Annotated in this window: 27 protein-coding genes, 1 tRNA gene and 4 pseudogenes; 13 read left to right on the top strand and 19 right to left on the bottom strand. The window is 66.1% G+C overall.

The window, feature by feature from the left end:
* Window positions 1-68: 68 nt before the first annotated feature.
* The gene (locus tag F1642_RS04855) at window positions 69-686 is read left to right on the top strand and encodes a hypothetical protein (protein ID WP_045999581.1); all 618 of its coding nucleotides are present in this window, start codon (window positions 69-71) and stop codon (window positions 684-686) included.
* Here F1642_RS04855 and F1642_RS04860 read toward each other — a convergent pair.
* The 8 genes from F1642_RS04860 to F1642_RS04890 all read right to left on the bottom strand — a co-directional run bounded on the left by F1642_RS04860 (window position 683) and on the right by F1642_RS04890 (window position 5,786).
* A complete protein-coding gene (locus tag F1642_RS04860; protein ID WP_194885617.1) occupies window positions 683-1,471 on the bottom strand; it encodes an ABC transporter permease in 789 nt (262 codons plus the stop codon). The genes F1642_RS04855 and F1642_RS04860 overlap by 4 nt on opposite strands.
* Window positions 1,468-2,349 (bottom strand): ABC transporter permease, encoded by an 882-nt coding sequence (locus F1642_RS04865; RefSeq protein ID WP_045981665.1) that lies wholly within the window; start codon window positions 2,347-2,349, stop codon window positions 1,468-1,470. Before F1642_RS04865 ends, F1642_RS04860 begins: the two co-directional genes overlap by 4 nt.
* Window positions 2,342-3,406 carry an ABC transporter ATP-binding protein gene (locus F1642_RS04870; RefSeq protein ID WP_127898758.1) on the bottom strand — a complete coding sequence of 355 codons (1,065 nt, stop codon included), beginning with the start codon at window positions 3,404-3,406 and terminating at the stop codon, window positions 2,342-2,344. The genes F1642_RS04865 and F1642_RS04870 overlap by 8 nt, the downstream gene beginning before the upstream one ends.
* Window positions 3,407-3,456: 50 nt before the next feature.
* Window positions 3,457-4,047: an extracellular solute-binding protein gene (locus F1642_RS14960; RefSeq protein ID WP_206692667.1), complete on the bottom strand. Its 591-nt coding sequence runs from the start codon at window positions 4,045-4,047 to the stop codon at window positions 3,457-3,459.
* Window positions 4,026-4,574: an extracellular solute-binding protein gene (locus F1642_RS14965; protein ID WP_206692668.1), complete on the bottom strand. Its 549-nt coding sequence runs from the start codon at window positions 4,572-4,574 to the stop codon at window positions 4,026-4,028. The genes F1642_RS14960 and F1642_RS14965 overlap by 22 nt, the downstream gene beginning before the upstream one ends.
* Before the next feature lie 210 nt (window positions 4,575-4,784).
* A complete protein-coding gene (locus F1642_RS04880) occupies window positions 4,785-4,973 on the bottom strand; it encodes a hypothetical protein (protein WP_167550363.1) in 189 nt (62 codons plus the stop codon).
* 145 nt (window positions 4,974-5,118) lie between these two features.
* On the bottom strand, window positions 5,119-5,577 hold the full coding sequence (locus tag F1642_RS04885; RefSeq protein ID WP_194885618.1) for a hypothetical protein: 459 nt from the start codon (window positions 5,575-5,577) through the stop codon (window positions 5,119-5,121).
* Window positions 5,562-5,786: a hypothetical protein gene (locus F1642_RS04890; RefSeq protein ID WP_194885619.1), complete on the bottom strand. Its 225-nt coding sequence runs from the start codon at window positions 5,784-5,786 to the stop codon at window positions 5,562-5,564. The genes F1642_RS04885 and F1642_RS04890 overlap by 16 nt, the downstream gene beginning before the upstream one ends.
* 132 nt (window positions 5,787-5,918) lie before the next feature.
* Here F1642_RS04890 and F1642_RS04895 point away from each other — a divergent pair, with 132 nt between their 5' ends.
* The 7 genes and pseudogenes from F1642_RS04895 to preA all read left to right on the top strand — a co-directional run bounded on the left by F1642_RS04895 (window position 5,919) and on the right by preA (window position 11,016).
* Window positions 5,919-6,287, top strand: coding sequence for a PepSY domain-containing protein (locus tag F1642_RS04895; protein ID WP_194885620.1), 369 nt, complete (start codon window positions 5,919-5,921; stop codon window positions 6,285-6,287).
* Between the two features lie 10 nt (window positions 6,288-6,297).
* On the top strand, window positions 6,298-6,957 hold the full coding sequence (locus F1642_RS04900) for a response regulator transcription factor (RefSeq protein ID WP_194885621.1): 660 nt from the start codon (window positions 6,298-6,300) through the stop codon (window positions 6,955-6,957).
* A 999-nt stretch (window positions 6,958-7,956) separates the two neighbouring features.
* Window positions 7,957-8,100, top strand: a complete 144-nt coding sequence (locus F1642_RS15425; protein WP_255522136.1) for an ATP-binding protein — start codon at window positions 7,957-7,959, stop codon at window positions 8,098-8,100.
* Window positions 8,100-8,252: a hypothetical protein gene (locus tag F1642_RS15430; RefSeq protein ID WP_255522180.1), complete on the top strand. Its 153-nt coding sequence runs from the start codon at window positions 8,100-8,102 to the stop codon at window positions 8,250-8,252. The genes F1642_RS15425 and F1642_RS15430 overlap by 1 nt, the downstream gene beginning before the upstream one ends.
* A 97-nt stretch (window positions 8,253-8,349) precedes the next feature.
* Complete coding sequence (locus tag F1642_RS16105) at window positions 8,350-9,198, top strand: FAD-dependent oxidoreductase (RefSeq protein WP_194885622.1); 849 nt, start codon at window positions 8,350-8,352, stop codon at window positions 9,196-9,198.
* 277 nt (window positions 9,199-9,475) lie between these two features.
* Window positions 9,476-9,709, top strand: a complete 234-nt coding sequence (locus F1642_RS04915) for an FAD-dependent oxidoreductase (protein WP_194885623.1) — start codon at window positions 9,476-9,478, stop codon at window positions 9,707-9,709.
* A 10-nt stretch (window positions 9,710-9,719) separates the two neighbouring features.
* Window positions 9,720-11,016: pseudogene (gene preA / locus F1642_RS04920) on the top strand (NAD-dependent dihydropyrimidine dehydrogenase subunit PreA).
* Window positions 11,017-11,120: 104 nt separating this feature from the next.
* On the opposite strand, the pseudogene F1642_RS04925 reads toward preA, so the two are convergent.
* From F1642_RS04925 to F1642_RS04935, 3 genes and pseudogenes are all read right to left on the bottom strand, one after another.
* Window positions 11,121-12,591, bottom strand: a pseudogene (locus tag F1642_RS04925) (carboxypeptidase M32).
* Window positions 12,588-13,734 (bottom strand): annotated as a pseudogene (gene ctaA, locus F1642_RS04930) (heme A synthase). Before ctaA ends, F1642_RS04925 begins: the two co-directional pseudogenes overlap by 4 nt.
* Window positions 13,735-13,769: 35 nt before the next feature.
* The gene (locus F1642_RS04935; protein ID WP_045998933.1) at window positions 13,770-14,498 is read right to left on the bottom strand and encodes an RNA methyltransferase; all 729 of its coding nucleotides are present in this window, start codon (window positions 14,496-14,498) and stop codon (window positions 13,770-13,772) included.
* A 68-nt stretch (window positions 14,499-14,566) separates the two neighbouring features.
* On the opposite strand from F1642_RS04935, the gene F1642_RS04940 reads away from it, so the two are divergent.
* Window positions 14,567-15,169, top strand: coding sequence for a thiamine phosphate synthase (locus F1642_RS04940; RefSeq protein WP_194885624.1), 603 nt, complete (start codon window positions 14,567-14,569; stop codon window positions 15,167-15,169).
* On the opposite strand, the gene purN is transcribed toward F1642_RS04940, so the two are convergent.
* Both purN and purM read right to left on the bottom strand, forming a co-directional pair.
* Complete coding sequence (gene purN / locus F1642_RS04945; protein WP_194885625.1) at window positions 15,166-15,753, bottom strand: phosphoribosylglycinamide formyltransferase; 588 nt, start codon at window positions 15,751-15,753, stop codon at window positions 15,166-15,168. The two genes, F1642_RS04940 and purN, sit on opposite strands and share 4 nt — an antisense overlap.
* A pseudogene (purM, locus tag F1642_RS04950) lies at window positions 15,750-16,791 on the bottom strand (phosphoribosylformylglycinamidine cyclo-ligase). Before purM ends, purN begins: the two are co-directional and overlap by 4 nt.
* A 106-nt stretch (window positions 16,792-16,897) precedes the next feature.
* Between purM and F1642_RS04955 the strand changes: the two are divergent.
* From F1642_RS04955 to F1642_RS04965, 3 genes are all read left to right on the top strand, one after another.
* Window positions 16,898-16,974: transfer RNA gene (locus tag F1642_RS04955), tRNA-Ile, on the top strand.
* A gap of 251 nt (window positions 16,975-17,225) precedes the next feature.
* On the top strand, window positions 17,226-17,414 hold the full coding sequence (locus F1642_RS04960; protein WP_194885626.1) for a type II toxin-antitoxin system HicA family toxin: 189 nt from the start codon (window positions 17,226-17,228) through the stop codon (window positions 17,412-17,414).
* 106 nt (window positions 17,415-17,520) lie between these two features.
* Entirely contained in the window at window positions 17,521-17,916 is a 396-nt protein-coding gene (locus F1642_RS04965) for a type II toxin-antitoxin system HicB family antitoxin (protein WP_194885627.1), read from the top strand.
* Between the two features lie 15 nt (window positions 17,917-17,931).
* Here the strand turns inward: F1642_RS04965 and F1642_RS04970 are convergent, their stop codons facing one another.
* The 5 genes from F1642_RS04970 to F1642_RS04990 all read right to left on the bottom strand — a co-directional run bounded on the left by F1642_RS04970 (window position 17,932) and on the right by F1642_RS04990 (window position 20,048).
* On the bottom strand, window positions 17,932-18,201 hold the full coding sequence (locus F1642_RS04970; protein ID WP_194885628.1) for a hypothetical protein: 270 nt from the start codon (window positions 18,199-18,201) through the stop codon (window positions 17,932-17,934).
* Window positions 18,198-18,413 (bottom strand): hypothetical protein, encoded by a 216-nt coding sequence (locus F1642_RS04975; protein WP_194885629.1) that lies wholly within the window; start codon window positions 18,411-18,413, stop codon window positions 18,198-18,200. Before F1642_RS04975 ends, F1642_RS04970 begins: the two co-directional genes overlap by 4 nt.
* 344 nt (window positions 18,414-18,757) lie before the next feature.
* Window positions 18,758-19,126, bottom strand: coding sequence for a hypothetical protein (locus F1642_RS04980; protein ID WP_194885630.1), 369 nt, complete (start codon window positions 19,124-19,126; stop codon window positions 18,758-18,760).
* Window positions 19,127-19,134: 8 nt separating this feature from the next.
* Complete coding sequence (locus F1642_RS04985; RefSeq protein WP_370582786.1) at window positions 19,135-19,479, bottom strand: DUF6527 family protein; 345 nt, start codon at window positions 19,477-19,479, stop codon at window positions 19,135-19,137.
* Between the two features lie 2 nt (window positions 19,480-19,481).
* The gene (locus F1642_RS04990) at window positions 19,482-20,048 is read right to left on the bottom strand and encodes an N-acetylmuramoyl-L-alanine amidase (protein WP_194885632.1); all 567 of its coding nucleotides are present in this window, start codon (window positions 20,046-20,048) and stop codon (window positions 19,482-19,484) included.
* A 205-nt stretch (window positions 20,049-20,253) separates the two neighbouring features.
* Between F1642_RS04990 and F1642_RS04995 the strand changes: the two genes are divergently transcribed.
* Window positions 20,254-21,045 carry a hypothetical protein gene (locus F1642_RS04995; protein WP_194885633.1) on the top strand — a complete coding sequence of 264 codons (792 nt, stop codon included), beginning with the start codon at window positions 20,254-20,256 and terminating at the stop codon, window positions 21,043-21,045.
* Between the two features lie 110 nt (window positions 21,046-21,155).
* On the opposite strand, the gene F1642_RS05000 is transcribed toward F1642_RS04995, so the two are convergent.
* Entirely contained in the window at window positions 21,156-23,765 is a 2,610-nt protein-coding gene (locus tag F1642_RS05000) for a hypothetical protein (protein WP_194885634.1), read from the bottom strand.
* Window positions 23,766-23,825: the final 60 nt, after the last annotated feature.

A 23,825-nucleotide genomic window follows, 5' to 3' on the forward strand; every position in this document is an offset into this window, starting at 1 on the left:
ACTGCCGCCTTGAATGGTTCCGGAATATCGGAAAAGGATCGCGGTGACAGGCCCTCAAAGGTGACATGATGACCACGACGACAGATCTTCCCGACCTGAGAGAGCGCCTGCGGACCATGGCCCGCAGCCCCGGCCGGACCATGATCGCGTTGGCGGGCCCTCCGGGCGCGGGCAAGAGCCATGTCACCGACGCGCTTCTGGCCGATCTGCCGGGGGCGGCGCTGCTGCCGATGGACGGGTATCACCTGGACGACCGGCTGCTGTCGGCACGCGGCGATCTGCCGCGCAAGGGGGCGCCCTGGACGTTCGACCTGAACGGCTTTGCGGTCATGCTGGAGCGGCTGGCCGCCGATGACGGCCGCGACGTGCTGGTCCCAGTCTTCGACCGTGACCTGGAGATCAGCCGCGCCGCCGCGCGTGAGATCCCGGCCTCGGCCCGGCTGATCCTGGTCGAGGGGAACTATCTGCTGCTGGACCGGCCCGGCTGGCGCGACCTGGGGCGTCATTTCGCGCTGACCGTGATGCTGGACGTGCCGCAGGCGGTGCTGCGGGCCCGCCTGACGGCCCGCTGGCGCGATCTGCCCCCCGATCAGGCCCGCGCCAAGCTGGAGGCCAACGACCTGCCCAACATGGAACTGGTGCTGACCGCCAGCCGTGCGCCCGACCTGATCCTGCCGAACGGCTAGGCCGCGCGCCTGCGCCGCGCGACCTCATAGGCGATGGCACCGATGACCGTAGCCACGATGATGATCAGCGCCAACGCGTTCACCGCGGGCGTCAGGCCGGTGCGGACCTTGGTCGCGATGAACACGGTCAGGGGCGTCTCGAACCCGCGCACGAACAGCGTGGTGTTGTAGTTCTCGATCGATTGCAGCACCGCAAGGCCTGCCGACGCGATCAGCGCGGGCCGCAGGAACGGCAGCGTCACGCGGCGGAACACCATCACGCGGCTGGCGCCGAGACCCAGGGCCGCCTCCTCCTGCGTGCGGTCGAACCGCTGCAGGCGGGCCATGACCATCAGCATGACATAGCAGATGATGAAGGTGGACTGCGCCAGCACGATCAGGAACACCCCGCCGCCCACGCCCATCTGCCGCCACAAGATCAGGGTCGAGATCCCGATCACCACCCCCGGCGTCAGCAGGGGAGACACCATCACCGCATAGGCAAAGCTGCGCGCCCGCGCATGCAGCGATGTCAGGACCAGCGCCGCCGCCGTGCCCACCGGCACCACGATCACCACCACGCAGACCGCGACCAGCACGGATGTCCACAGCGACTGCCACATGGCGGCGTCCGCCCACATGGCGGCGAACCATTCCGTCGTGGTCCCCTGCCACGGGATCACCGTGGGAAAGCGGCTTTCATTGAAGCTGGCCGCGCCCATGATGATCAGCGGTGCGAACAGATAGGCCGCGAAGACCATCAGATACAGCCAGAACATGGCGCCGAAGATGCGTTCCGCCCTCATTTCGCGACATCCGTCAGGTTGACGCGGAACAGCCGCAAGGTGATCAGGACGACGGCCAGGCACAGCACCAGCAGCACCAGCGCATAGGCCGCGCCGCGGTTCCAGTCGCCGCCCTCGAAGAACCAGTTGTAGATGATCTCGGTGAACCATCGGCTGCCGGGCGATCCCAGCAGCGCGGGCGCGACATAGCTGCCGGCGGCCAGCATGAAGGTGAACACGAAACCCGTCGCGATCCCGGCCTTGGCATGGGGGATCACCACGCGGGTATGGATGCGCCAGGGCGACGCGCCCAGGTCGCGGGCGGCCTCGATCTGGGCTTTGTCCAGCGATTCGATGGCGTTGTAGATCGGCAGCAGCATGAACAGGATATAGGCATAGACCATCGCTGCCAGCACGCCGCCGTCGCCCTGCCAGCGGATCGGTGCGTCGATCAGGCCGATATTCGTCAGCACCGCGTTCAGCGGCCCGCGATAGGCCAGGATGATGAACCAGGCCAGCGTCCGCAGCACCTCGTTGATGAAGAAGGGGATGATGATCAGCATCATCGCGATGGCCAACTGCCCCGTCGTGGCCCGCTGCGCCATCCAGAAGGCGATGGGATAGCAGACGGCAAAGGTCACCGCCGCCACCAGGCCGCTGGCCCAGATCGTCTTGAGGAAGATTGCGCGGTGCGTGGGCTCTCCGGCAAGATACAGGATGTTCGACAGCGTATAGGTGTCGTCCGGCCCCCCAAGCGCCGCGGGCGGCAGGTTCGGCCGCAGGGCATAGTCGATCATCATCAGGTTCGGGGCCAGGACCATCACGGCCAGCCAGAACAGGACCAGGATCAGGAAGATCGTCGAAAGCCCCGGCCCGAAACGGTTTTTCAGATCACCCATCGCCCAGCACCACCGCATGTCCCGCGTCGAACCCGAACCCCGCCCGGCTGCCCGGAACCGGCGCATCGGCCAGCCGCGTCGAGGGCACCGATGCCGTCAGCGCCGTCCCGCCGTCGAACCGGCCGTGGACCAGCGCAAAAGATCCTTCGAAATCGACGCGCTCGATCTGCGCCTGCAGGGGGTTTTGGCCGATACCGGGCACCAGCGCCTCGGGGCGGACATAGATCGTGCCCTGCACACCCGGCGCGGCACCCTGTCCCGCGCGACCGGTCAGCGGCCCCAGGTCGGTCTCGATCCGGGCGGTGCCGGCCTGCACGTCGGTGATGCGGCCGGGAATGGCGTTCGTCTCGCCCACGAAGCGGGCCACGAAGGGCGTGGCGGGGTTGTCGTACAGCTCTCGGGGCGTGGCGACCTGCTGCAAGAGACCCGCCGACATCACGGCGACGCGGTCGGACATGGCCAGCGCCTCGGACTGGTCGTGGGTAATATAAATGAAGGTGACGCCCGTGCGCTTCTGGAGCGCGCGCAGTTCGGCGCGCATGTGCTGGCGCAGCTTCAGGTCAAGGGCGGAAAGCGGTTCGTCCAGCAGCAGGACGCCCGGTTCCACGGCCAGGGCGCGGGCGATGGCAACGCGCTGACGCTGGCCGCCGGACAGTTCGCCCGGCATGCGGTCGCCGTATCCCTCCAGCGCGATCAGGCGCAGCAGGTCGTCGGCCTTGGCCCGGCGTTCGGCGCGGCCGACCCCGCGGGCCTCCAGGCCGAAGGCGATGTTGTCGCGCACCGACATCAGCGGGAACAGGGCCAGCGACTGAAAGATCATCGCGGTCGGGCGCTGGTTGGGGCCCAGCCCCTTCATGTCCCGGTCGCCGATCAGCACGCGCCCCTCGGTCGGCTCTATGAAGCCCGCGATCATGCGCAGTATCGTGGTCTTGCCGCAGCCCGACGGCCCCAGGATGGAGAAGAACTCTCCGGCCTCGACCTTGAAGCTGACATCGCTGACGGCGCGGGTGGTGCCAAAAGTCATGCCGATGCCGGCAAGTTCGACCGAATGGGACATTGTGTCTCCTGCAGGAATTGGGGGGCGGCGGAAACCGCCCCCGGTTGGGTTCAGGCCGACAGGAAGCGGTCCTGATACTCGTTGCGCTTGGTGATGTACCAGCTTTCCTGGATCGGCCACCACCACAGCTTCTCCAGCGCGTCGCCCGGATAGGCGGCGGCGAAGAAGGCCTTGGCCTCGTCCGAGGTCAGCTGATCGGAGCCCACCGCGGTCGAGTTGATCTTGGTCGCGTTGGTGTACATCGCGCCCGCCTCGGGGGTCAGGAACCAGTTGATGAAGGCATAGGCGCCGTCCAGGTTCGCGGCCCCCGTCGGGATCGACAGACCCTCCATCCAGGCCAGCGCGCCCTCCTTGGGCGCGATGAAGCCCACGGGCAGACCTTCGGACGCCAGGGCGGCCGCGGTCGAATCCCAGGTCTGGCCCACGGTGGCGCCGTTGACGCGGAACGCGCCCTGGGCCTCGTTCTCGTTGGTCCAGAACTGGATGATGTTGCCCTTGCGCGCGATGGCCTCGGCCAGGATCACGTCGAAGATCTCGACCTGCGCATCGGGATCGGTGAACGCATCCAGCAGCGGCCGCGGCAGCTTGCCCTCGGCCTCCAGCCACAGCCCCAGGCCGATCAGCGAGGAATGCCCGCGCACGGTCGCCTGCGCGCCGTCCTTCCACAGGTCGCCATAGGACGCGGTGCCGTATTCCAGCGGTTCTGTTCGGTGTCGAAGGCGATCGCCTCGGTGCCCCAGTCGGTCGGCACCTGGTAGCGCTTGCCGTCCACGACCGCGCCCAGGTTGACCGAATTCTCCCAGGCACTGGGCAGGACCTTGGCGACCTCGATGCGCGATTCGTCCAGCGGCTGGATCAGGCCGAACTCGACATAGTTCGGGACGCGGTCGACGGTCGGCCAGATCAGGTCGAACCCGGCGCCGTTGTTGGCACGCAGCTGGTTCAGCAGTTCGTCGTTGGTGCCATAGGGGGTGAAATTCGGGGTGATGCCCGTGGCCTCCTGAAAGGCGCCCAGGATCTCGTCGTTCAGATAGCCGGCCCAGGCAAAGATGTTCACCTGCCCCGCACCCTGTGCCATGGCGCCGCGCGCCAGGTAGGGAGAGGCCAGCGCCACGCCAGCCGTGGCCGCAGCCCCGCGCAGAAGGCCGCGTCGGTCGATCCGTGTCATAGAAAGATCCTCCATGTCGTTGTCACTCAGCCGTTTCCCGTTATCGGGCATGCGTGTCGATAAAATGACACGACGCCAAGGGCTTTGGCTTGGCCCGCAGCCTAGACCGGGGCCGCGCCAAGGCAAAGTGTCTTCTTGGTCAGCCCGCCGCGGCATGGAAAAAGGGCCGCCCCGGACGGGACGGCCCTTGCGGCGCAGCCGACGCCGCGATCAGCGGGCGGTTTCGCGCACCAGCTGGCCCTGCGGGTCCAGTTCCAGGGTGACGGTCTCCCCGTCGGGATTGGTCGCGTCCAGCAGGACGCGCGGCCCCTCCTGGCGCATCAGGCCGAACGCGCTGTAGCCCGCCTGCGTCAGGCGCTGGTTCGCCGCGACGGTGTCGAACTGCGGCGCGGGGGGCATGTCGCCACGCGGACCGTCACCCCGGGGGCCTTCGGCACGCGGGCCATCACCCCGGGGGCCTTCGGCGCGCGGACCGTCGCCGCGGGGACCATCGCCGTGGGGGCCGTCACCCCGCGGGCCGTGTCCGCGCGGGCCGCGATCATGGTCACGCCCGCCGCGGCGGTCGTCGTCGCGGGCCGAACCGCAAGACGGCCCCCGCCTCGTCAAAAGCCGCGCGCATGTCCTGGCCCCCGGTATCCTCGCCCTTGACCTCAAAGCGGCCGTATTCAGCCTTGATCTCCTCGATCATGCCGAACTGGGCCATGACCTCGTTGCCGCGCACGGCCTGCGGCAGGATCGCGTCGATGATCGGCCGCGGCAGGGCGGTGTCGTCGGTCTCGATCTCGATCAGGGTATTGTCGGGGGCGAACTTGACCTCGACCTCGGCGCCGTTCTCCTGCCAACCCTTGACCTCCAGGTGGCGCGGGGTCTGCTTGATCTCCTCGAAGCGGGCGAACAGCGCCATCGCGGGCGTGCCGCGCACGGCACCGGGCAATGCGGCATCGATCAGCGGCGCGGGCAGGCTGCCGTCGTCGGCCTCGATCTTGATCAGATTGCCGGCCATGTCGAACTCGGCCTCGATCTGGGTGCCGTCCGCAGATAGCCCTCATATTCGCGCTGGCCGTCGCGCTTGGTCTCGAAGCTGATGCGGTCCAGGTCCAGCCCCTGCAGCATGGAGGGCAGCTCGACGCCGGGGGTCTGGGCGATGGCGGGGACGGTCCCGGCCATGACGGCGATCAGGGCGGCGGTGGATGCAAGATGCTTGCGGGTCATGTGACACTCCTTTGGGTCGATGTCGGCCGGCGGGTCCGGCCTTCTGCGAATCGCTTCTAGCCCAACGCACCCGAACGGATCGCCAATGCGCCGTTTGGTTTCCATTTCCCCCGGACAGGGCATAGTGGCCCCATGACACGTGCCCCGAATCCTCTGATCCTGGTCCTGGCCCTGATGGCGCCGTTGGCGGCCCTGCCCCAGCCTGCGCCCCCGGCGCCCCCCCCGCCCGACCCCTGGGCCACCAGCTTTCAGCCGCAACCGTTCCACCGCATGGCCGAGGCGGTCACCGCGCGCTATGACGGCCGCCTGGTCGCGGCCGAGACGCGCCCGCCCCGCCCCGCCGAACGCGCCGCGGGGATCGAGCTGGTCTATGAGTTCCGCCTGCTGACCACGCAGCGCAACATCCTCAATATCCGCGTGGACGCCCGCACCGGGCGTTTTTTGGAAGTGGCCGGACGCGGCCAGCTGGAGGCGCGCCGCGCGCCCCGCACCCAAGACTGAAGGACCTGACATGCGCGCCCTGATCGTCGAGGACGACCCCCTGCTGGCCGACCAGCTGTCCCAGGCCATGATCCAGGCCGGCTTCGTGACCGATATCGCCTCTGACGGCACCCAGGGAGAGTTCCTGGGTGCCACGGAAAGCTATGACGTGGCCGTGCTGGACCTGGGCCTGCCCGGCCTGCCCGGCATCGAGGTCCTGACCCGCTGGCGCGACCAGGGCATCGCCATGCCGGTCCTGATCCTGACCGCGCGCGGCGACTGGACCGACAAGGTGGCGGGCTTTCGCGCGGGCGCCGACGATTACGCCGTCAAGCCCTTTCGCCTGGAGGAGGTCGTGCTGCGCGCCCAGACCCTGATCCGCCGTGCCGCGGGTCATGCGCGCCCGCAGATCGCGGCCGGGCGGCTGCAGCTGGACGGCCAGCTGGGCATCATCACCCTGGACGGGATGGCGCTGCGGCTGACGGCGTTTGAACAACGCATCATGACCTATCTGATCACCCATCAGGACCGCGTCATCAGCCGGACCGAACTGTCCGAACACCTCTACGAAGCCGAGACGGACCGCGACTTCAAGTCGATCGAGGTCGTCATCGGCCGCCTGCGCAAGAAGGTCGGCGACGGGATCATCGAGACCCGCCGCGGCGAGGGCTATGTCCTGAGGTCGGCGTGACGCGGTCGATCCGTGGCCGGCTACTGCTGCTGGCGGCGGTCTGGCTGACGGCGGCGCTGCTGGGGGCATTCCTGCTGATCGCGCAGCTGCTGGAGGATTTCGTCACCGACCGGTTCGACGCCGAGACGCTGGCCATCGCCGACAGCCTGATCGGCCAGCTGGAGGTCGACGACGACCGGGTCGAACTGGACGACACGCCGCTGGACGTGCGCTTCACCCTGCCGCTGTCGGGCTGGTACTGGCAGGTCATGGCGGGGGATGCGACGGTGGCGCGCTCTCCGTCGCTGCTGGACGGGCAGCTGACCGGGCCCGCCGGCGATCTGACCGGCGCGACGGGCCGCGACGCCGATGCGGCGGGCCTGCGCATCCTGCGCCGAGAGCTGACCATTCCCGACAGCGACGCCCTGATCGCGGTCACCGTGACCGCCCCCCTGGCCGAGATCGAGGGAAGCCTGGCGCAGATCGTGCGCCCGCTGGCGGTCGCGCTGGTGGTGCTGGGGCTGGGCCTGGCCGCCGCCAGCGTGATCCAGGTGACGCTCGGCCTGCGCAGCCTGGACCGCCTGCGGGCCGATCTGGCCCGCGTGCGCGCGGGCGACAGCGACCGGCTGGCCCGCCCCGATGTGTCCGAACTGCGCCCCTTGGCGTCGGAGATCAACGCCGCGCTGGACCAGAACGCGGCCCTTCTGACCCGGTCGCGCCAGCATCTGGGGAACCTGGCCCATTCGCTGAAGACGCCGCTGGCGGCTCTGTCGAACGAGCTGCCGCCCGATCATCAGGGCCAGGCCCTGATCACGCGGATGGATCGCCTAATCGGCTGGCACCTGCGCCGCGCGCGTCAGGCCGGGCCGCGCCTGCTGGGGCAACGGACCCCGGTTGCGCCGGTCGTCCGACGACATCCTGCTGGTGCTGCGCTGGCCCCTGGCCGACCGCGGCATGACCGCCGATGTCGATTGCCCCCCGGACGCGGCCTTTCCCGGCGAACGCCAGGACCTGGAGGAGATGATCGGCAACCTGTCCGAGAATGCCGCCAAATGGGGGCGCACGCGCCTGCGGATCACCGTGCGCACCCCGCCGGACCGCCTGGTCCTGCGGATCGAGGATGACGGTCCCGGCCTGTCCCCCGACCAGGCCCCCTGGCCCTGATGCGCGGCGCGCGGCTAGACGAACTGGGCGCCCCCGGCGCGGGGCTGGGCTTGGCCATCGTGGCCGATCTGGCGGCGCTGCATGGCGGCGAATTGCGGCTGGAACGGTCCGATCTGGGCGGTCTGGCCGCCGTCCTGGACCTGCCTGCCTGAAATTTCCGCAAAGCTTTACGGCCCATATTTTACCATTTGATAAAAAAATGGACCTGTGTCAGCCTGATTTCACCAACAGGTGAGCCAGGAGACGAAAATGTCCCAAGCGAGATTAAGCCCCGGCGTGGTGCCGGGACGACTGACCCCCAACCAGCTGGCGGCGAACTTCGTCGATGTCGCCCCGCGCTGGACCGCCACGAGGCGCATGTGGCCGCCGACCGCTGCTATTTCCTGCCATGACGCGCCCTGCATCACGGCCTGCCCGACCAGCATCGACATCCCGCTGTTCATCCGCCAGATCGCGACCGACACCCCGGACGCGGCGGCAATGACGATCTTTCACGCCAACATCCTGGGCGGCATGGTGCGCCCGTGTCTGTCCCACGGAACAGCTGTGCGAGGCGCCTGCGTGCGCATGGAGGCCGAGGGCAAGCCGGTCGAGATCGGTGCGCTGCAGCGTTACGCGACCGATGGGCTGATGGCCCAAGGCTCGCACCCTTTCAGGCGCGCCGCCCCCACGGGCAAGCGCGTGGCCGTGGTCGGCGCGGGCCCCGCGGGCCTGGCCTGCGCGCACCGCCTGGCCGCCAAGGGCCATGACGTGGTGATCTTCGAGGCGCGGCCCAAGCCCGGCGGGCTGAACGAATACGGCATCGCCAGCTACAAGGCCGTGGACGGTTTCGCGCAGGCCGAGGTCGATTGGCTGATGGGCATCGGCGGGATTGAGCTGCGCCACGATCAAGGCGATTGGCCGCGACATCACCATGGCCGCGCTGCAGTCCGAATACGACTGCGGTGTTTCCTGGGCATGGGCCTGGGCGGCGTGAACGCGCTGCGCGCAAGACGGCGAGGACCGCACGCATGTGCTGGACGCCGTCAGCTTCATCCGCGACCTGCGCCAGGCCAGCGATCTGGGTACCCTGCCCGTCGGCCCGCGACGTGGTGGTGATCGGCGGCGGCATGACCGCAGTGGATGCTGCCGTGCAGGCCCGCCTGCTGGGCGCCGAGAACTCAGCATCGTCTATCGCCGCGGTCAGGACCGCATGGGCGCCAGCCGCCATGAACAGGACCACGCGACCGCCAGCGGCGTGCGGATCATCTGCAATGCGGCGCCCCTGGCGTCCATGGCAACGGCGCGGTGACCGAGGTCGAGTTCGCCTATACCCAGGATGGCCCCGACGGGCTGCACGTGACCGAGGACCGGTTCCCGCCTCCGGGCCGACCAGGTGTTCCGCGCCATCGGCCAGCGCCTGGACGGTGCGCCCGAGGGGCTGGAGCTGGCCGGCGGCAAGATCCTGGTGACCGGGCCGGGCCGCACGACGCTGGACGGGGTCTGGGCCGGGGGCGATTGCGCATCCGGCGGCGACGACCTGACCGTGACCGCGGTGGCCGAAGGCCGCGACGCGGCAGAAGACATCGACGCCCGGCTGACCGGACGTCCCGTCGAAATCCCCGGCTGAGGACGAACCCATGGCAGACCTGCGCAGCAATTTCATCGGGATCAAGTCCCCGAACCCCTTCTGGCTGGCCTCGGCTCCGCCGACCGACAAGGAATACAACGTCCGCCGCGCCTTCCAGGCCGGTTGGGGCGGCGTGGTGTGGAAGACGCTCGGGTCCGAAGGCCCGCCCGTCGCCAACGTGAACGGCCCGCGATACGGCGTGATCCACGGTGCCGACCGCCGCGTCCTGGGCATCAACAACATCGAGCTGATCACCGACCGACCCCTTGAGGTGAACCTGCGCGAGATCAAGTCGGTCAGCGCGACTATCCCGACCGGGCGCTGATCATCAGCCTGATGGTGCCCTGCGACGAGGACAGCTGGCGCGACATCCTGGCCAGATCGAGGATACCGGCGCCGACGGGGTCGAGCTGAACTTCGGCTGCCCGCACGGCATGGCCGAGCGCGGCATGGGATCGGCCGTGGGCCAGGTGCCGGAATACATCGAGATGGTGACCCGGTGGGTCAAGCAGTATTCCCGCATGCCCTGCATCGTGAAGCTGACGCCCAACATCACCGATGTCACCAAGCCCGCCGAGGCCGCCAGGCGCGGCGGCGCCGATGCGGTCAGCCTGATCAACACGATCAACTCGATCACCTCGGTCGATCTGGACCTGTTCGCGCCCCAGCCCACCATCGACGGCAAGGGCAGCCATGGCGGCTATTGCGGCCCGGCGGTCAGCCCATCGCCCTGAACATGGTGGCCGAGATCGCGCGCAATCCGGCAACCGCGGGCCTGCCCATCAGCGGCATCGGCGGCGTCACCACTTGGCGCGACGCGGCCGAGTTCATGGCGCTTGGCGCGGGCAATGTGCAGGTCTGCACGGCGGCGATGACCTATGGCTTCAAGGTGGTCCAGGAGATGATTACCGGCCTGCACGATTATCTGGACCGCCATGAGATGGGCCCTGTCTGACCTGATCGGCCGCGCGGTGCCCAACGTGCGCGACTGGCAGCAGCTGAACCTGAACTATGTCACCAAGGCGGTGATCGACCAAGATGCCTGCATCAGCTGCGGCCGCTGCTATGCCGCGTGCGAGGATACCAGCCACCAGGCCATTGCCATGAAGCCGGGCCGCGTGTTCGAGGTGATCGAGGAGGAATGCGTCGCCTGCAACCTGTGTGTTGATGTCTGCCCGGTTGAGGACTGCATCACCATGCGTGAGCTGGAGATCGGCGAGATCGACAAGCGCACCGGCATTCCGCGCGGCGAATACGCGAACTGGACCAGCCATCCGAACAACCCGATGGCCCGCGCCGCCGAGTGATCCGATGGTCCAGGGGGCCTCGCGCCCCCCGGGCCATCCGCAGGGTATATGGCCAACGAAAAAGCCCCGCGGCGCCGGCCGCGGGGCTTTGTCATGCGGGACGATCAGAGACCGTAGATGCGGCCGAACTTCTGTTCCAGATAGTCCAGCAGCGGGTCGGGGCCGATGGGCCGGCCCGCGGCGGTCTCGATCACCTCGGTCGGGGTCATCAAGCCGCCGTGGCGCTGAACGTTCTCGCGCAGCCATTCGGTGGCGGGGGTTGCGTCGCCCTGGGCCAGGGACGCGTCCAGATCGGGCACCGCGCCGCGCAAGGCCTGGTTCAGGCAGCCCGCATAGACATTGCCCAAGGCGTAGGTCGGGAAATAGCCGAAAAGGCCCACCGACCAATGGACGTCCTGAAGGACGCCATTCGCGGGACGATCGACCGCGACGCCGAAATCCTTGAGGAAGCGCGCGTTCCACGCCGCCTCCAGGTCCTGCGTATCCAGCCGCCCCGAGATCAGGTCACGCTCCAGATCAAAGCGCAGCATGACGTGCAGGTTGTACTGCACCTCGTCCGATTCGGTGCGGATATAGCCGGGCGTCACGCGGTTGACCGTCGCGTAGAAGGCGTCGGGATCGGTGATGTTCAACCCGTCGAAGGCCTCGGACATGCGTTCGAACAGCCATCCGGTGAAGGCGCGACCGCGGCCCAGCTGGTTCTCATAGATGCGGCTCTGGCTTTCGTGGACGCCCATGGACACGCCGCGCCCCAGGGGGGTGAAGGCGTAATCGGGGTCTATACCCAGCTCATAGCTGGAATGGCCGACCTCGTGGATGGTGGAGTAGAGACAGTTGAACGGATCCGTCTCGACCACCCGGGTGGTGATGCGGCTGTCCTGCCAGCGCCCAGAGCTGAAGGGATGCACGGCCAGATCCATCCGCCCCCGCGTCCAGTCGTAACCGAAGGCCGTGGCGCAGGCGCGGGCCAGGCGCAGCTGGGTCTCCTGCGGGAAATGGCCCTTCAGCGCCTGCGGTTGATCGGCACCTAGGACGTCGTCGCGCAGCGCGACCAGGCGCGGGCGCATCGCGTCGAACAGCGTCGCCAGACGCGCCCCGCTCATGCCGGGTTCGTAATCCTCCAGCAGGGCGTCATAAAGATCGCCGCCATCGGCCAGGCAGGCGGCCTCCTCGCGCTTCAGCATCAGGACCTGATCCAGGGTCGGCAGGAAATCCGCGGGCGCGTCCTTGGCGCGGGCCCTCGGCCCAGATGCCCTGGGCCAGCGAGGTCAGACGCGCCAACTCGGAGGCCAGCCGCGCGGGAATGCGGCTGCTGCGGGCATAGTCCCGCGCGATCAGGGCGACGGCGCGGCGGTCGGCGGGGCTTTGCGGATCGGCCGCGTCCAGCCATTCGCCGATGCGCGGATCGGTGCGGCGGTCATGCAGCACCTCCTCCATCGCGCCCATCTCCTCGGCGCGTTGTTCGGCGGCGCCGCGGGGCATCACGGTCTCCTGGTCCCAGCCCAACCGTTCGGCGACGGAGGACAGGGCTTCGGTCTGGCGCTGGAAGGCCAGCAGGTCGGTCAGCGCGGTCATCGGATCGCCCCCCGGATCGAGGTTTCAAAGGGATAGCGCGCATGGTGGCGCGCCCGCAGGATCATCGCGAACAGCACGACGGCGCCGAACTGGTGCGTCAGGGCCAGGTGCAGGGGCGATGCGTGGATCACGTTCAGGATGCCCAGCCCGATCTGCGCGGCCATCGCCACGATCATGACGCTGAAGGCGCCGCGCGTCACCGGATGGGGCGAGCGGCGCGCCCGCAGCCACACGACGACGGCGAAGATCGCCAGCAGATAGCCGGTCATGCGGTGAATGAACTGGACCAGGGCCGGGTTCTCGAAGAAGTTCCGCCAGCCCAGGGTGCCGTCCCAGATCGCCGCCGGGATCCATTCGCCGCCCATGGTGGGCCAGCCGGTATAGGTGCGGCCGGCATCGATGCCCGCGACCAGCGCGCCCAGCAGGATCTGCACGAAGGTCAGGTGCATCAGCCCCGTGGACATGCGGAACAGCTTGGCCTCTCCGGCGCGGCGCGCGCGCATCAGCTCGGCCTCGGACCGCGACAATTGCAGGACGTACCAGGTGATCAGGCCCAGGATCAGGAAGGCGATGCCCAGATGCGTGGCCAGGCGATAGGACGCGACACGCAGCATCCCCTCGTTCAGGCCCGAGCTGACCATCCACCAGCCGATCGCGCCCTGCAGGCCGCCAAGCGCCCCCAGGGACAGCAGGCGGGGCGTCCAGCCCGTGGGAATGCGCGATGTGGCCCAGAAGAAGACGAAGCCCAAAGCCCAGACCAGACCGACCACGCGGCCCAGCAGGCGGTGCCCCCATTCCCACCAGTAGATGTACTGGAACTCCCGACAGCGACATGCCGCGGTTCAGCTCCTGGTACTGCGGGATCTGGCGATAAAGGTCGAATTCGCTCTGCCAGTCGGCGGCGTTCATGGGCGGGATGGCCCCGGTCACGGGTTTCCATTCGGTGATCGACAGGCCCGACCCGGTCAGGCGCGTGGCGCCACCCACGACGATCATCGCCAGGACCAGCACGAACAGCACGGCAAGCCAGGCGCGGATCGCGCGCCGCGCGCCGCGGGGGCGGGCGTCGATCATGCCGGTGGTCTGGACGGGTCGGGCTGCGGTCGGGTCCGAGACTTCCTGGAAGACAGGTCGCTTGGCCATCGCAAGGCTCCTTTCGGGCGGAGGTTAGGGGCGGGTCAGCGCCGGGTCAACTGACGCAGGACGCCGTGCAGGATCCGCACGTCGCCCTTGGTCAGGGTCAGACGCGACCACATGTTGCGCATGTTCAGACGCATCGACGCGGCCTTGGTTTCCGGGAAGAAGAACCCGGCCTGGGTCAGCTGGTCGTCGTAATGGTCGCCCAACCGCTCGATCTCGATGCGGTCGGCGGGGGCTTCGGCCTCGGACCGGCGCAGATGGGGCGCGGGTTCGGGCGGCAGGATGTCGCGGCCGAATTCGTATCCCATCAGCAGGACGGCCTGGGCCAGGTTCAGCGACGGGAAATCGGGGTTGACCGGGACCGTCACGATGGCGTTGGCCCGCGCGATGTCGTCATTCTCCAGCCCCGTGCGTTCGGGGCCGAAGATGATTGCGGAGCGGCCATCATGGGCGCGGGCCTGGGCCATCGCGGTGGCGGGCGTGAAGACGGGCTTGGTCAGTTCGCGCCCGCGCGCGGTGGTGGCATAGGCATAGTCGATGCCCTCCATCGCCAGGGCCAGCGTGGGATAGACGCGGGCCGTGTCCAGCACGCGGCCCGCCGCCCCCGAGGCCATGGCGACGGCCTTGGGGTTGGGCCAGCCGTCGCGCGGATCGACGATGCGCATGTCGGTCAGGCCGAAATTCAGCATGGCGCGGGCGGCCGCGCCGATGTTCTCGCCCATCTGCGGGCGCACGAGGATGATGACGGGTTGGCGTTCGATCTGCATGGTCCGGCAGATAGTCCGTCTGGCGGCGGCGGGCAAGCTGCGCTATCTGCGACACAAAGGAGATCGCCATGACCGACGCCCCTCAACTGTACCTGATGACCCCTGCCGGCGCCCAGGCATCCAGCCTGGCGCCGATGCTGGCCGAGGTGATGGACCGCGTGGCCCCCGCCTGCCTGCGCATCCGCGGCGGCGCCGAGGAGGACGAGCTGGGCCGCCTGGCCGACATGGCACGCGAGATCGCCCATGCCCGCGACGTGGCCGTGGTGATCGACGATCACGTCAAGCTGGCGCTGCGCCACGGGCTGGACGGGGTGCACCTGAACGACGGGGCCAAGGCCGTGCGCTATGCCCGCAAGGAGTTGGGCGACGACGCGATCGTCGGCGCGTTCTGCGGCGCGTCGCGCCACGAGGGCATGAACGCGGCCGAGGCGGGTGCGGATTACGTGGCCTTTGGTCCGGTCAGCGACAGCGCGCTCTATCGTGGCGATCCGGTCGAGCTGGAGCTGTTCCAGTGGTGGTCCGAGATGATCGAGGTGCCGGTCGTGGCCGAAGGCGCCATCACGCGAGAGCTGATCACCCAACTGACGCCGATCACCGACTTCATCGCCCTGGGCCCCGAGATATGGACCCAGGAAGACCCGGCCGCGACGCTGGCCCTGCTGTGGGGCTAAAGGATCAGGGCCGTTCGGTCGCCTGACGCGAACCGCCGCAGCACCGCCGGATAAAGGCGGTGTTCCTGCACCAGCACACGCGTGGCCAGGGTCGCGGCGTCATCGCCCGGCATGATCGGCACGCGCGCCTGACCCAGGGCAGGCCCTGCATCCAGTTCCGGCGTGACCAGGTGCACGGTGCAGCCGGCCTCGGCGTCACCGGCGGCGATGGCGCGGGCATGGGTGTCGAGACCGGGGTATTTGGGCAAAAGAGAAGGATGGATGTTCAGCATCCGCCCCTGAAACCGCTGCACGAAATCGGGCGTCAGGATGCGCATGAAGCCGGCTAGGCAGATGATGTCGGGCCGGGCCGCCAGCAGCGGCTGCAGCAGTGCCTGTTCGAACCCCGCCCGGTCGCGCGGAAAGTCGCGGTGATCGACGGACGCGGTCGGCACGCCCAGTTCGGCGGCACGGGCCAGTCCGCCCGCCTGCGGATCGTTCGACGCGACCAGTACGGGACGCGCCGGGTGATCGCCGGTCATGTCCTGCAGCAGGCGGATCATGTTCGACCCGCCCCCCGAGATCAGGATCGCGACCCGTTTCACGCAAGCGTGCCGGAATAGCGTACGCCCGCGCCCGCCGTGACGGTGCCAAGGCGGTGCACCGTCTCTCCCTGCTGGGACAGCAGGTCGGTCAGCGCATCGGCGCGGTCGGCGGCCACGACCAGGATCATGCCGATGCCGCTGTTGAAGGTCTTGAGCATTTCGGACGTCTCGATCCCTCCGGCCTGGGCCAGCCAGGCGAAGACGGGGGGCAGCGGCCAGCTGCCCAGGTCGATGTCCGCGCCCAAGTCCTTGGGCAGGACGCGGGGCAGGTTCTCGGTCAGTCCGCCGCCGGTGATATGGGCCAGCGCATGCACGCCGCTTGCGCGGATCGCGGCCAGGGCGGGCTTGACGTAGAGCCGCGTGGGCGTCAGCAGCGCCTCTCCCAGGGTGGTGTCGGCAAAAGGGGGCGGCGTCGGACCACGCCAGACCCGCGCGTTCCGCGACCTTGCGGACCAGCGAATAGCCGTTGGAATGCACGCCGTCCGAGGCCAGGCCCAGCAGCACGTCCCCCTGCCCCACGCCCGCGGGAAGCGCCGCGCCGCGGTTCATCGCGCCCACCGCAAAGCCCGCAAGGTCGAAATCGCCGTCGTGATACATGCCGGGCATCTCGGCGGTCTCTCCGCCGATCAGGGCGCAGCCGGCGGCCTTGCAGCCGCGCGCGATCCCCTCGACCACGCGGGCACCCTCGTCGACGGACAGCTTGCCGGTGGCGAAATAGTCAAGGAAGAACAGCGGCTCGGCACCCTGGCAGACGAGGTCGTTCACGCACATCGCGACCAGGTCCTGACCCAGACCGTCCAGATGCCCGGTGTCGATACCGATGCGCAGCTTGGTGCCCACGCCATCGGTGGCGGCGACTAGGATCGGGTCGTCATAGCCCGCAGCCTTGAGGTCGAACAGCGCGCCGAACCCGCCAAGCGCATCCATGACGCCCGGCCGCTGTGTGGCGGCGGCGGCGGGCTTGATCCGTTCGACCAGCGCGTTCCCCGCGTCGATGTCGACGCCTGCGTCGCGATAGCTGATCCCGTTCTGTGTCATGTCGGCCCCCGGCTGATGTCGGCCCCCCGATAGCGGAACCGCACCCATTGGGCAACGCCCAAGCTTGACCTGACCGCCATGCGGCACTAGGCAATGCGTGCTGCGGGGGCCTGTAGCTCAATTGGTTAGAGCAGGGCGCTCATAACGCCTTGGTTGCGGGTTCAAGTCCTGCCGGGCCTACCAGCAGCATGAAATTCTCCCATAAAATCAGAATAGGTGTCCCACGCGTGAAGAGCGCGTGGGACACTTTCGTTGAGGCATACGCTTCAGAAAGAGCATCCACTTCCCCAATTGTACCGCGTCACTCCGTGCGCATTGGGGCCAACAGTTCTGTAGTCCTCAAAATGATTCCACTGTAAAAGTGTATTTATATGCTCATTGGCAGTTGACGCCGCTGCTTTATGGTGTATATTTATACACAGAGAGGAGGGGCAATGGAGCTAGAGACGAACTCAAGAAAGCTCCTGAAATTGTTGAAAGCGGCGGGCTTCGAAGAGATCCAGAAACGAGGATCCCACTTAAAACTTCGAAAGGGCGAAAGGACTGTAATCCTACCTCACCCGAAGAAAGACCTACCGCTAGGAACTGTCAGGAGCATCTACGAACAGGCCGGGCTCATATAGCCCGGTCTACCCACCACGGCCCCTGCTTACCAAGTCGCTCTACCGAACCGTAACTAACTGCACCGCACCATCTTACCGCGTTGCCTATAACGTATAGGAGCCACAAATGCGTTACTATATCGCCATCGTTCACCAGGACGGTGATAGTGCCTTTGGCTTAACTTTTCCTGATCTACCGGGATGCTTCGCAGCAGCCGATAGTTGGGACGCCATTCCAGCCGCAGCTACCGAGGCTCTTGATCTATGGTTTGAGGATCAGCCGGATGTTACCCCGTCGTCACTCGATACAGTTAAAAAACATCTCGCTGTAATCAATGCGGCCGCTACAGGAGGGGTCCTCCTACCGGTGCCCTACATTCCGGCTGATACTGCGGTTGAACGCGTCAACATCACAATGGAGCGCAGTCTTCTGCGAGCAATTGATGAGACTGCGAAGGCACGAAAGATGACTAGATCATCGTTCCTGGCATCTGCTGCTAGACATGAGCTGATAGGCGCTTAAGGCAAGGACAACCGCCTAATGGCGGTCGTCCGGCCAACCATGGGGCTTGTGACCCCACTTGTCAGAAGCGCGCGCACGGACCTCCTCCAGCGCCTCAGGCATCGAATCCGAATAGCCATTCTTTGAGGGCATCGTGATGACCGACCACGCCCATTGATCGCAACCGAGGCGGCTGCTCTGCTGGTCGTCCAGCATGACACGGCCGACCACTAGGCCATCCCGCAGAACAACCCAATCGTTGGCATCGGCCTCGAAGGTGATCTTGCGGGTCCAGTGGGCAGTCATTCCGGTTCTCTCGATCGAAGCACCCGGCTGCCGAACTGGAGGAAAAGCCTGTCCCGCGGTGAGTAGTCAGCCATCGCGTCCCAAGCCGCCAGCATGGCAGTCAGGTGCCCTGCCGCCAGTGAGTACCGATCACCCTGCCACTCCTCGCACCAGATGATGTAGAGGGCCCGGTTCTCCGGGAAGATCGGCTCGTGGATTCGATGGCGGGGCATGGCTGTCTCCTTCCGCCTAATTAGAACGGAAGAAGAACATAGGGCAAGCCAATCACTTAATCTCAGTTCAGCCGGTGAGCCGACCTGTCGTAAAACCTGAGGACACGATCAGCGTGATCGACCTTCTTATCGATCATCTCGTCCAGAAAGCTCTCTCGCATGTAGGGGTAATTCAGCCCGCTCACTTTTGGTTCTCTGCTCCTTTTCATCAAAACAGCAGCAGATGTCGGCTGTAGCTTTTTCGGTGTCACGCGTTTGGCCACAATGCTCCCCTCTCTCAGCAGTACACGACCTCAGTGTAACACTAAACTGACGGGTTTGTTTCTGACGCTCCGACCAATCGGTCAGCGTCGTGGCATCTCTGCCTGCAGGCCGGGCACCCTGTTTAAGGCGCCAGTTAGCGCGTCGGCCTCGATCATAGCCTCAACGGCCTGCTTCTTGTTCCAGACCGCCCGCGTCTTGCCGAGCATGCGTTCAATGCCGGCCCACAGCAGGCCTGCGACGGTGATCACAGCATAGACCGTCTCCGCCGTCACATCGATCGGCACAGGGAACGGCAGGCCGATCATTAGAGCGGCCGCGGCGACGAAGGCCACACAGGCGACGATGAACGAACGGTTAGTAAAGGCGAGCGACCAGCGCTTGTCCGGACCTGCCAGGCGGTTCGCCTGCTCGATCAGTGCCGACAAGTCACGCAGGGTCTTGAAGATCATAAGCGGGTTCATTCGGAAACTCCAAAATCGGGCAGCGGCACCGTTTGGCCGGCCAGTTGATGTGAGCAGTCGGTAAGAAATTGGATCTGCCCGTCGCTTACGAAGCTGTGGCAGGTGCGCGGTTCTGGCTCGATGGTTTCGCCAGCCATGATACGGGTACGCTCATCGTCAGTTATGCGACGGTAACCGCGCACGAGAACTGACGGACTAAATGTCGGGGCATCGGCATCGCCGTTCCATGTCCATCTGGGCGAGCCCTCGACAGTAACGGCGTGCATTTCGTTGCAGCCTGGACACATGAAGGCCATGCGGCCCCCCTCCAAGCTTCGGAGCTTATTTCCGATCTGGGCCACGATCATTTCACTCCGAGATAGGCCAGCGCGGCAGCAGCCAGCGCAGCAAGGATGTAGATGGCGCCCTTGGCGGGGCCGGTTGCAACGGGGGTGGATGGAGACGGCAGTGGCTTCACAGGGATGCTGTCGATGACAGGCGGCCGGGCATTGGCCGCGGCCCACCAGCTTCGCACGTCGAAACCGGGGCACTGGGTGGCGCCCAGATCCCGGTGGCCGACGACCTGGGCGCCGGGATGCTTGGCCAGCAGCTCTTGGACCAGCTTCACCGTCGCGGCCTTCTGCGCCTCGGTCCGGTTGTCGACACCGACGTTGGGGCCAGTGGCCCGCTCGATGCCGCCGATGCAGCAGATGCCCAGGCTGCCGGTATTGTGGCCTGAGACGTGCGCGCCGACGGTGGTGTCCACCCTGCCCTTCTCGACAGCACCGTTGCGCCGGATCACATAGTGATAGCCGACGTCGTTGAAGCCGCGGGCGAGGTGCATCTTGCGGATGTCGGCCACGCCGTAATCCTGGTCGGGATAGGTCGCGCTGTAGTGCAGCACGATGTACTTGATGGGGAAGTGCGGCATGGCTGCCTCCTCGTGGGTATGGACATGAAAAAGCCCCGCACGGTGGCGGGGCGGGGTAGCGAGCAAATAGGTGTCAAAATTCAGAAGGAATGGAACGATGATTTGAGCTAGACAAAGCTGATTTGTAAAATATATCGCCCTACTCTATCGAATAATCCCTAATGCTTGGAAACGATTAATCTGCGCTTAGAAGGCACATTAAAAAATGGCATCAAAAACCGATTGCAGGCTAACCATTGACGTCAATAGTGTACCTAGGAAACTAATTACCATACTTGAGACGAAAGAGCGCGGCGTAATAATCAGACTTTGGAACGCAAATCATATCACCCATCTTGAGTATGAACGCGATAATACTGAAAAGATAAAGTATCAACGCTACAACATCCATTCCAGCCCCAACTCTCCAGACAAGAACGTCATAAAGCATATCCTAGAGCTTGAGAGTGGAAGGCAAGTAATCACGTATCACCATACGAAAGCGCTTAAGCGGACAAAAAGGTTTGCCCCGCTTTTTTTTAGAATGTGCCCGGACCTCGCGGATATACGATACACCGATACAAAAATCCGTAAGCGCATTTCGATCGGCCAATACAGACCGGACGCATTCACTTTACTATACGGTGTCTTTGTCGGGCCGAGGGACTTAAAGATTTCTCTTAAAGAACCGCATTCTGACATGGGGAAGGTTACTAATATTGTTGTAGGTGATTTTTGCGTTTCAATAATTTACACTTTCATAAACTTGTTTTCTACAAATGAAGGTGAGTTGACACATGTTACTTCTTCACCTCCAAACACTATGGGTTTTGCGGAGACAAATATCTTTACGACAATATTAGAAGATGGCTCAGATCCAGACGATTGCGCCGCAATAGCGTTTAATCACTTTTTAAAAATTTGCCCTTGGAAGACACCAAGGGGCGATAAATCACAGCGAGGCAACCGAGGAAATCAGAAACGCTTTGAGAAACTGGCCTATTGCGTTTTTTCCTGACGGCGTAACGTTTAGCCCTCAATACTTAAGCTTTCTTCTAAATCGTCGCTAATAAGGAACCCCGTGATTGAAACGGGGCGCCTCGCATTACGCGGTCCAAGTAGATCCTTCTATGGCATCGAGGGCAGCAGGAAGCTGTGGACGGTCATCCGGCTTTCGCGTGCATAGTCAGCCGCGCTCCAGCCCGCCCAAGCCGCGTGGCGCTCGATCGTGGCGAAAGTCGCCATGCCGGTGGTCACGTCCCAGATGAAGCCAGCGGCCATGTCGACCGGGCGGACCGTCTCGAAGATCTTGCCATCGATCGAGAATTCGCAGCGATCGGCGAACAGCTCGAACTCCAGGCGCTGCCGAACGCCCGGCTTGAACGCGCCCAGGGCCAGCTTGCGACGGTCCGAGGAGGCCCGGCCGCCACCCGTGCGCGGCATGTGCACCGCCGGGGCCCAACCGACCACGCCGTCACGCTTGACCAGCTCGAAGTCCAGCTCCTTGCCGTTGGCCGCGTGGCCATAGAACGCTTTGACCGCGGTCTGGGTATGGCTGGTGACAATGGCACCGCACTTGCCGCGCGCGACGGTCGGCCGGTTCAGCTGCAGCGCACCATTCACCCACTTGCCAGCTTCCATGCCAGCGCTGATCGTGACGGCCTTATCGCCTTCGTAGCGGACGCGGGCAGGCGTGCCGAGACTGCCGCCCACACCGTTGCCCCGGTCACCACCGGCCCAGTTCGGCAGGAAGATGTTGATGCCGCCTTTGCTCGACCAGTCGTAGGAGAGGCTGCGGTCGATCTTGAAGTCCTGCACGGCGCGATAGCCGGCCGGGACCGTGGGTGCAGGTTCGGGCGTCGGCTGCGGCGCAGGGACAGGCTCCGGTTCGGGTTCGGGCGCAGGAGCAGGGGCCGGTTCCGGATCGGGCGTCGGGGCCGGTGTTGCCGGTCCGGCGGACAGGTGGGCTTCCAGCAGGCTCACGCCCTCCTTCAGCAGGCTTAGAAGGGCAATCAGCAGTTGGCGTTCGGCCATGTCAAGTTCCTCGGGGGTAGGTTCCGGAGCGGGGTCCGGGGTGGGTGTCGGGGTCGGAGTGGGTTCCGGCTCGGGGTCCGGCGTAGGCGTCGGCACCGGAACAGGCTGCGGGACCGGCACAGGCGTCGGCTCAGGCACCGTGACGGGTGCATCCTCGATCATTGCCCGCACCGCGGCCCATGCCGGGTTATGGTCACCCAGCCAGCGCTGCAGTCCGTGGCAGATGTTCTGGTCGGGCATCCGGCATTCGACCGACATGGCCAGCGGCCCGTCGAAGCCCGCGGCATCGAGGGCGGCGAAGGTCGCGGCATAGACCTCGCCCATCTGCGGACTGACCGAGAAGGCATGGATGAACGATCGCAGGGCCGTGCTGCCGCCGACGCCGTTCATGTGGTTGCCGACCTCGTAGGCGCCCAGCTCCATGCCGTACTTCGACGCCTCGGTGCGGTAGTGCCGCCACTTGGGCACCAAGCTGCGGACCGTGCGGTCTGCGCCCCATGCGCTCCCTGTCAGCAGCTGGTCGCGGATCCGGTCGAAGGCCGCGCCCTGCGACAGGGAGTTGCGCCAGCCCTCCAGCTGCGAGGCCCGGCCGCCATAGGCCATGCCGCCGTCGATCTGCGCATGCACGGTCAGCATGTCGATCACCGAGTGCGGTGCGACGTAGACCGGAAGACCCCGCGTCCCGCTGCGGTCCCGCCACAGCGGCGCCAGCAGGATGTCGTCCTCGCCGCCGACCCAGTCCGCCTGGTGCTGGACCACGGTGTGCAGCCGCTCGTCCCCGCCCCAGACACGGCGCCAGATCTGCGCCATCTGCACCGACCGCATGCCGTACCAGTTCCGGAACTCGGACCCGGTGCTGGTGCCGAAGGCCTCGCGGCCGCGGGCGGCGCAGTAGTGGGCCTGCGGGGTGCCTGAGAAGTCCCAGGTCTTGGTGCTGTACTCGACATAGACCTGCCGCGGCGCGGGCATCAGGTCGTGGATCAGGGCCGCGCACTGGCGCATGTGATCGTCGGTGGCCGCAGTCGGCAGGCACAGCCACATCGCGGCATCGACCTCACGGCACAGCGCCGCCATCCATTCGTAGGGCACGAAGCGGTGGAAGATCTCGTCGGTCGGCAGCGCCCGGCTGGCCCAGTCCGTGATCCGCAGCCCGCCCTGGTTCTCCGAGGTCAGGATGCCGATCCATTCGTCGAACCGCAGGGCGTGATAGGGCGCGACCTCGGTCAGGTACTGCCGGCGGAAGATCTTGCCCTGATCGGCGTCGGCCCAGTCATCCCGATGCACCAGCGCGATGTTCTCGATCGGGCCACCTGCAGGATCGATCGTCCGGACGATCAGGTCGATCCAGGACGAACCGTTGGCGGTGAAGTCGAACTGGATCTCGTTCGGCGACACGCGCGTGATATTGCGGGCCCCGTGCAGATCGATGGTGCAGGTCCCGTCCCACCGCAGACGCTGGCGACCGGAGCCGCCCGCCTCCGCCGGCATGTTGTGGAACAGGCGGGTGCGGAACCCGCCCGACCCCGGCGGGATCGAGATCAGCTGGCCGCCGGGGGTCATGTGACCGGCCGCGACCAGCTGGTCCCATTGCGCGCCGCCCCGGTCGGCCTGCCAGGACCACGCCTGCTTGAAGGCGTTGATGAAGGGGCGCGCGGACTCGCCATTGATGACGCCGAGGCGCGCCGCGATTTCAGCGGTGGGCATGAAGTGTCCTTTCTGGACGAATAATGGGAGGGTACTGCTCGATCTGGCGGCGGTGCTGAT

It is taken from the genome of Paracoccus sp. NBH48 (assembly GCF_015390265.1).
Classification (GTDB): Bacteria; Pseudomonadota; Alphaproteobacteria; order Rhodobacterales; family Rhodobacteraceae; genus Paracoccus; species Paracoccus marcusii.

Excerpts from the sequence above, each read along its gene's own strand:
- F1642_RS04980 (WP_194885630.1), bottom strand. The coding sequence starts at position 19,126 with ATGATCTTCAAGACCCTGCGTGACTTGTCGGCACTGATCGAGCAGGCG.
- F1642_RS04855 (WP_045999581.1), top strand. The coding sequence starts at position 69 with ATGACCACGACGACAGATCTTCCCGACCTGAGAGAGCGCCTGCGGACC.
- F1642_RS04990 (WP_194885632.1), bottom strand. The coding sequence starts at position 20,048 with ATGCCGCACTTCCCCATCAAGTACATCGTGCTGCACTACAGCGCGACC.
- F1642_RS04885 (WP_194885618.1), bottom strand. The coding sequence starts at position 5,577 with ATGGCCGGCAATCTGATCAAGATCGAGGCCGACGACGGCAGCCTGCCC.
- F1642_RS04965 (WP_194885627.1), top strand. The coding sequence starts at position 17,521 with ATGCGTTACTATATCGCCATCGTTCACCAGGACGGTGATAGTGCCTTT.
- F1642_RS04960 (WP_194885626.1), top strand. The coding sequence starts at position 17,226 with ATGGAGCTAGAGACGAACTCAAGAAAGCTCCTGAAATTGTTGAAAGCG.
- F1642_RS04870 (WP_127898758.1), bottom strand. The coding sequence starts at position 3,406 with ATGTCCCATTCGGTCGAACTTGCCGGCATCGGCATGACTTTTGGCACC.
- F1642_RS16105 (WP_194885622.1), top strand. The coding sequence starts at position 8,350 with ATGTCCCAAGCGAGATTAAGCCCCGGCGTGGTGCCGGGACGACTGACC.
- F1642_RS04895 (WP_194885620.1), top strand. The coding sequence starts at position 5,919 with ATGACACGTGCCCCGAATCCTCTGATCCTGGTCCTGGCCCTGATGGCG.
- F1642_RS15430 (WP_255522180.1), top strand. The coding sequence starts at position 8,100 with ATGCGCGGCGCGCGGCTAGACGAACTGGGCGCCCCCGGCGCGGGGCTG.
- F1642_RS04995 (WP_194885633.1), top strand. The coding sequence starts at position 20,254 with ATGGCATCAAAAACCGATTGCAGGCTAACCATTGACGTCAATAGTGTA.
- F1642_RS04970 (WP_194885628.1), bottom strand. The coding sequence starts at position 18,201 with ATGACTGCCCACTGGACCCGCAAGATCACCTTCGAGGCCGATGCCAAC.
- F1642_RS04935 (WP_045998933.1), bottom strand. The coding sequence starts at position 14,498 with ATGCAGATCGAACGCCAACCCGTCATCATCCTCGTGCGCCCGCAGATG.
- F1642_RS15425 (WP_255522136.1), top strand. The coding sequence starts at position 7,957 with ATGATCGGCAACCTGTCCGAGAATGCCGCCAAATGGGGGCGCACGCGC.
- F1642_RS05000 (WP_194885634.1), bottom strand. The coding sequence starts at position 23,765 with ATGCCCACCGCTGAAATCGCGGCGCGCCTCGGCGTCATCAATGGCGAG.
- F1642_RS04865 (WP_045981665.1), bottom strand. The coding sequence starts at position 2,349 with ATGGGTGATCTGAAAAACCGTTTCGGGCCGGGGCTTTCGACGATCTTC.
- F1642_RS14965 (WP_206692668.1), bottom strand. The coding sequence starts at position 4,574 with ATGACACGGATCGACCGACGCGGCCTTCTGCGCGGGGCTGCGGCCACG.
- F1642_RS04940 (WP_194885624.1), top strand. The coding sequence starts at position 14,567 with ATGACCGACGCCCCTCAACTGTACCTGATGACCCCTGCCGGCGCCCAG.
- F1642_RS04860 (WP_194885617.1), bottom strand. The coding sequence starts at position 1,471 with ATGAGGGCGGAACGCATCTTCGGCGCCATGTTCTGGCTGTATCTGATG.
- F1642_RS04975 (WP_194885629.1), bottom strand. The coding sequence starts at position 18,413 with ATGCCCCGCCATCGAATCCACGAGCCGATCTTCCCGGAGAACCGGGCC.
- F1642_RS04880 (WP_167550363.1), bottom strand. The coding sequence starts at position 4,973 with ATGCCCCCCGCGCCGCAGTTCGACACCGTCGCGGCGAACCAGCGCCTG.
- F1642_RS04900 (WP_194885621.1), top strand. The coding sequence starts at position 6,298 with ATGCGCGCCCTGATCGTCGAGGACGACCCCCTGCTGGCCGACCAGCTG.
- F1642_RS04890 (WP_194885619.1), bottom strand. The coding sequence starts at position 5,786 with ATGACCCGCAAGCATCTTGCATCCACCGCCGCCCTGATCGCCGTCATG.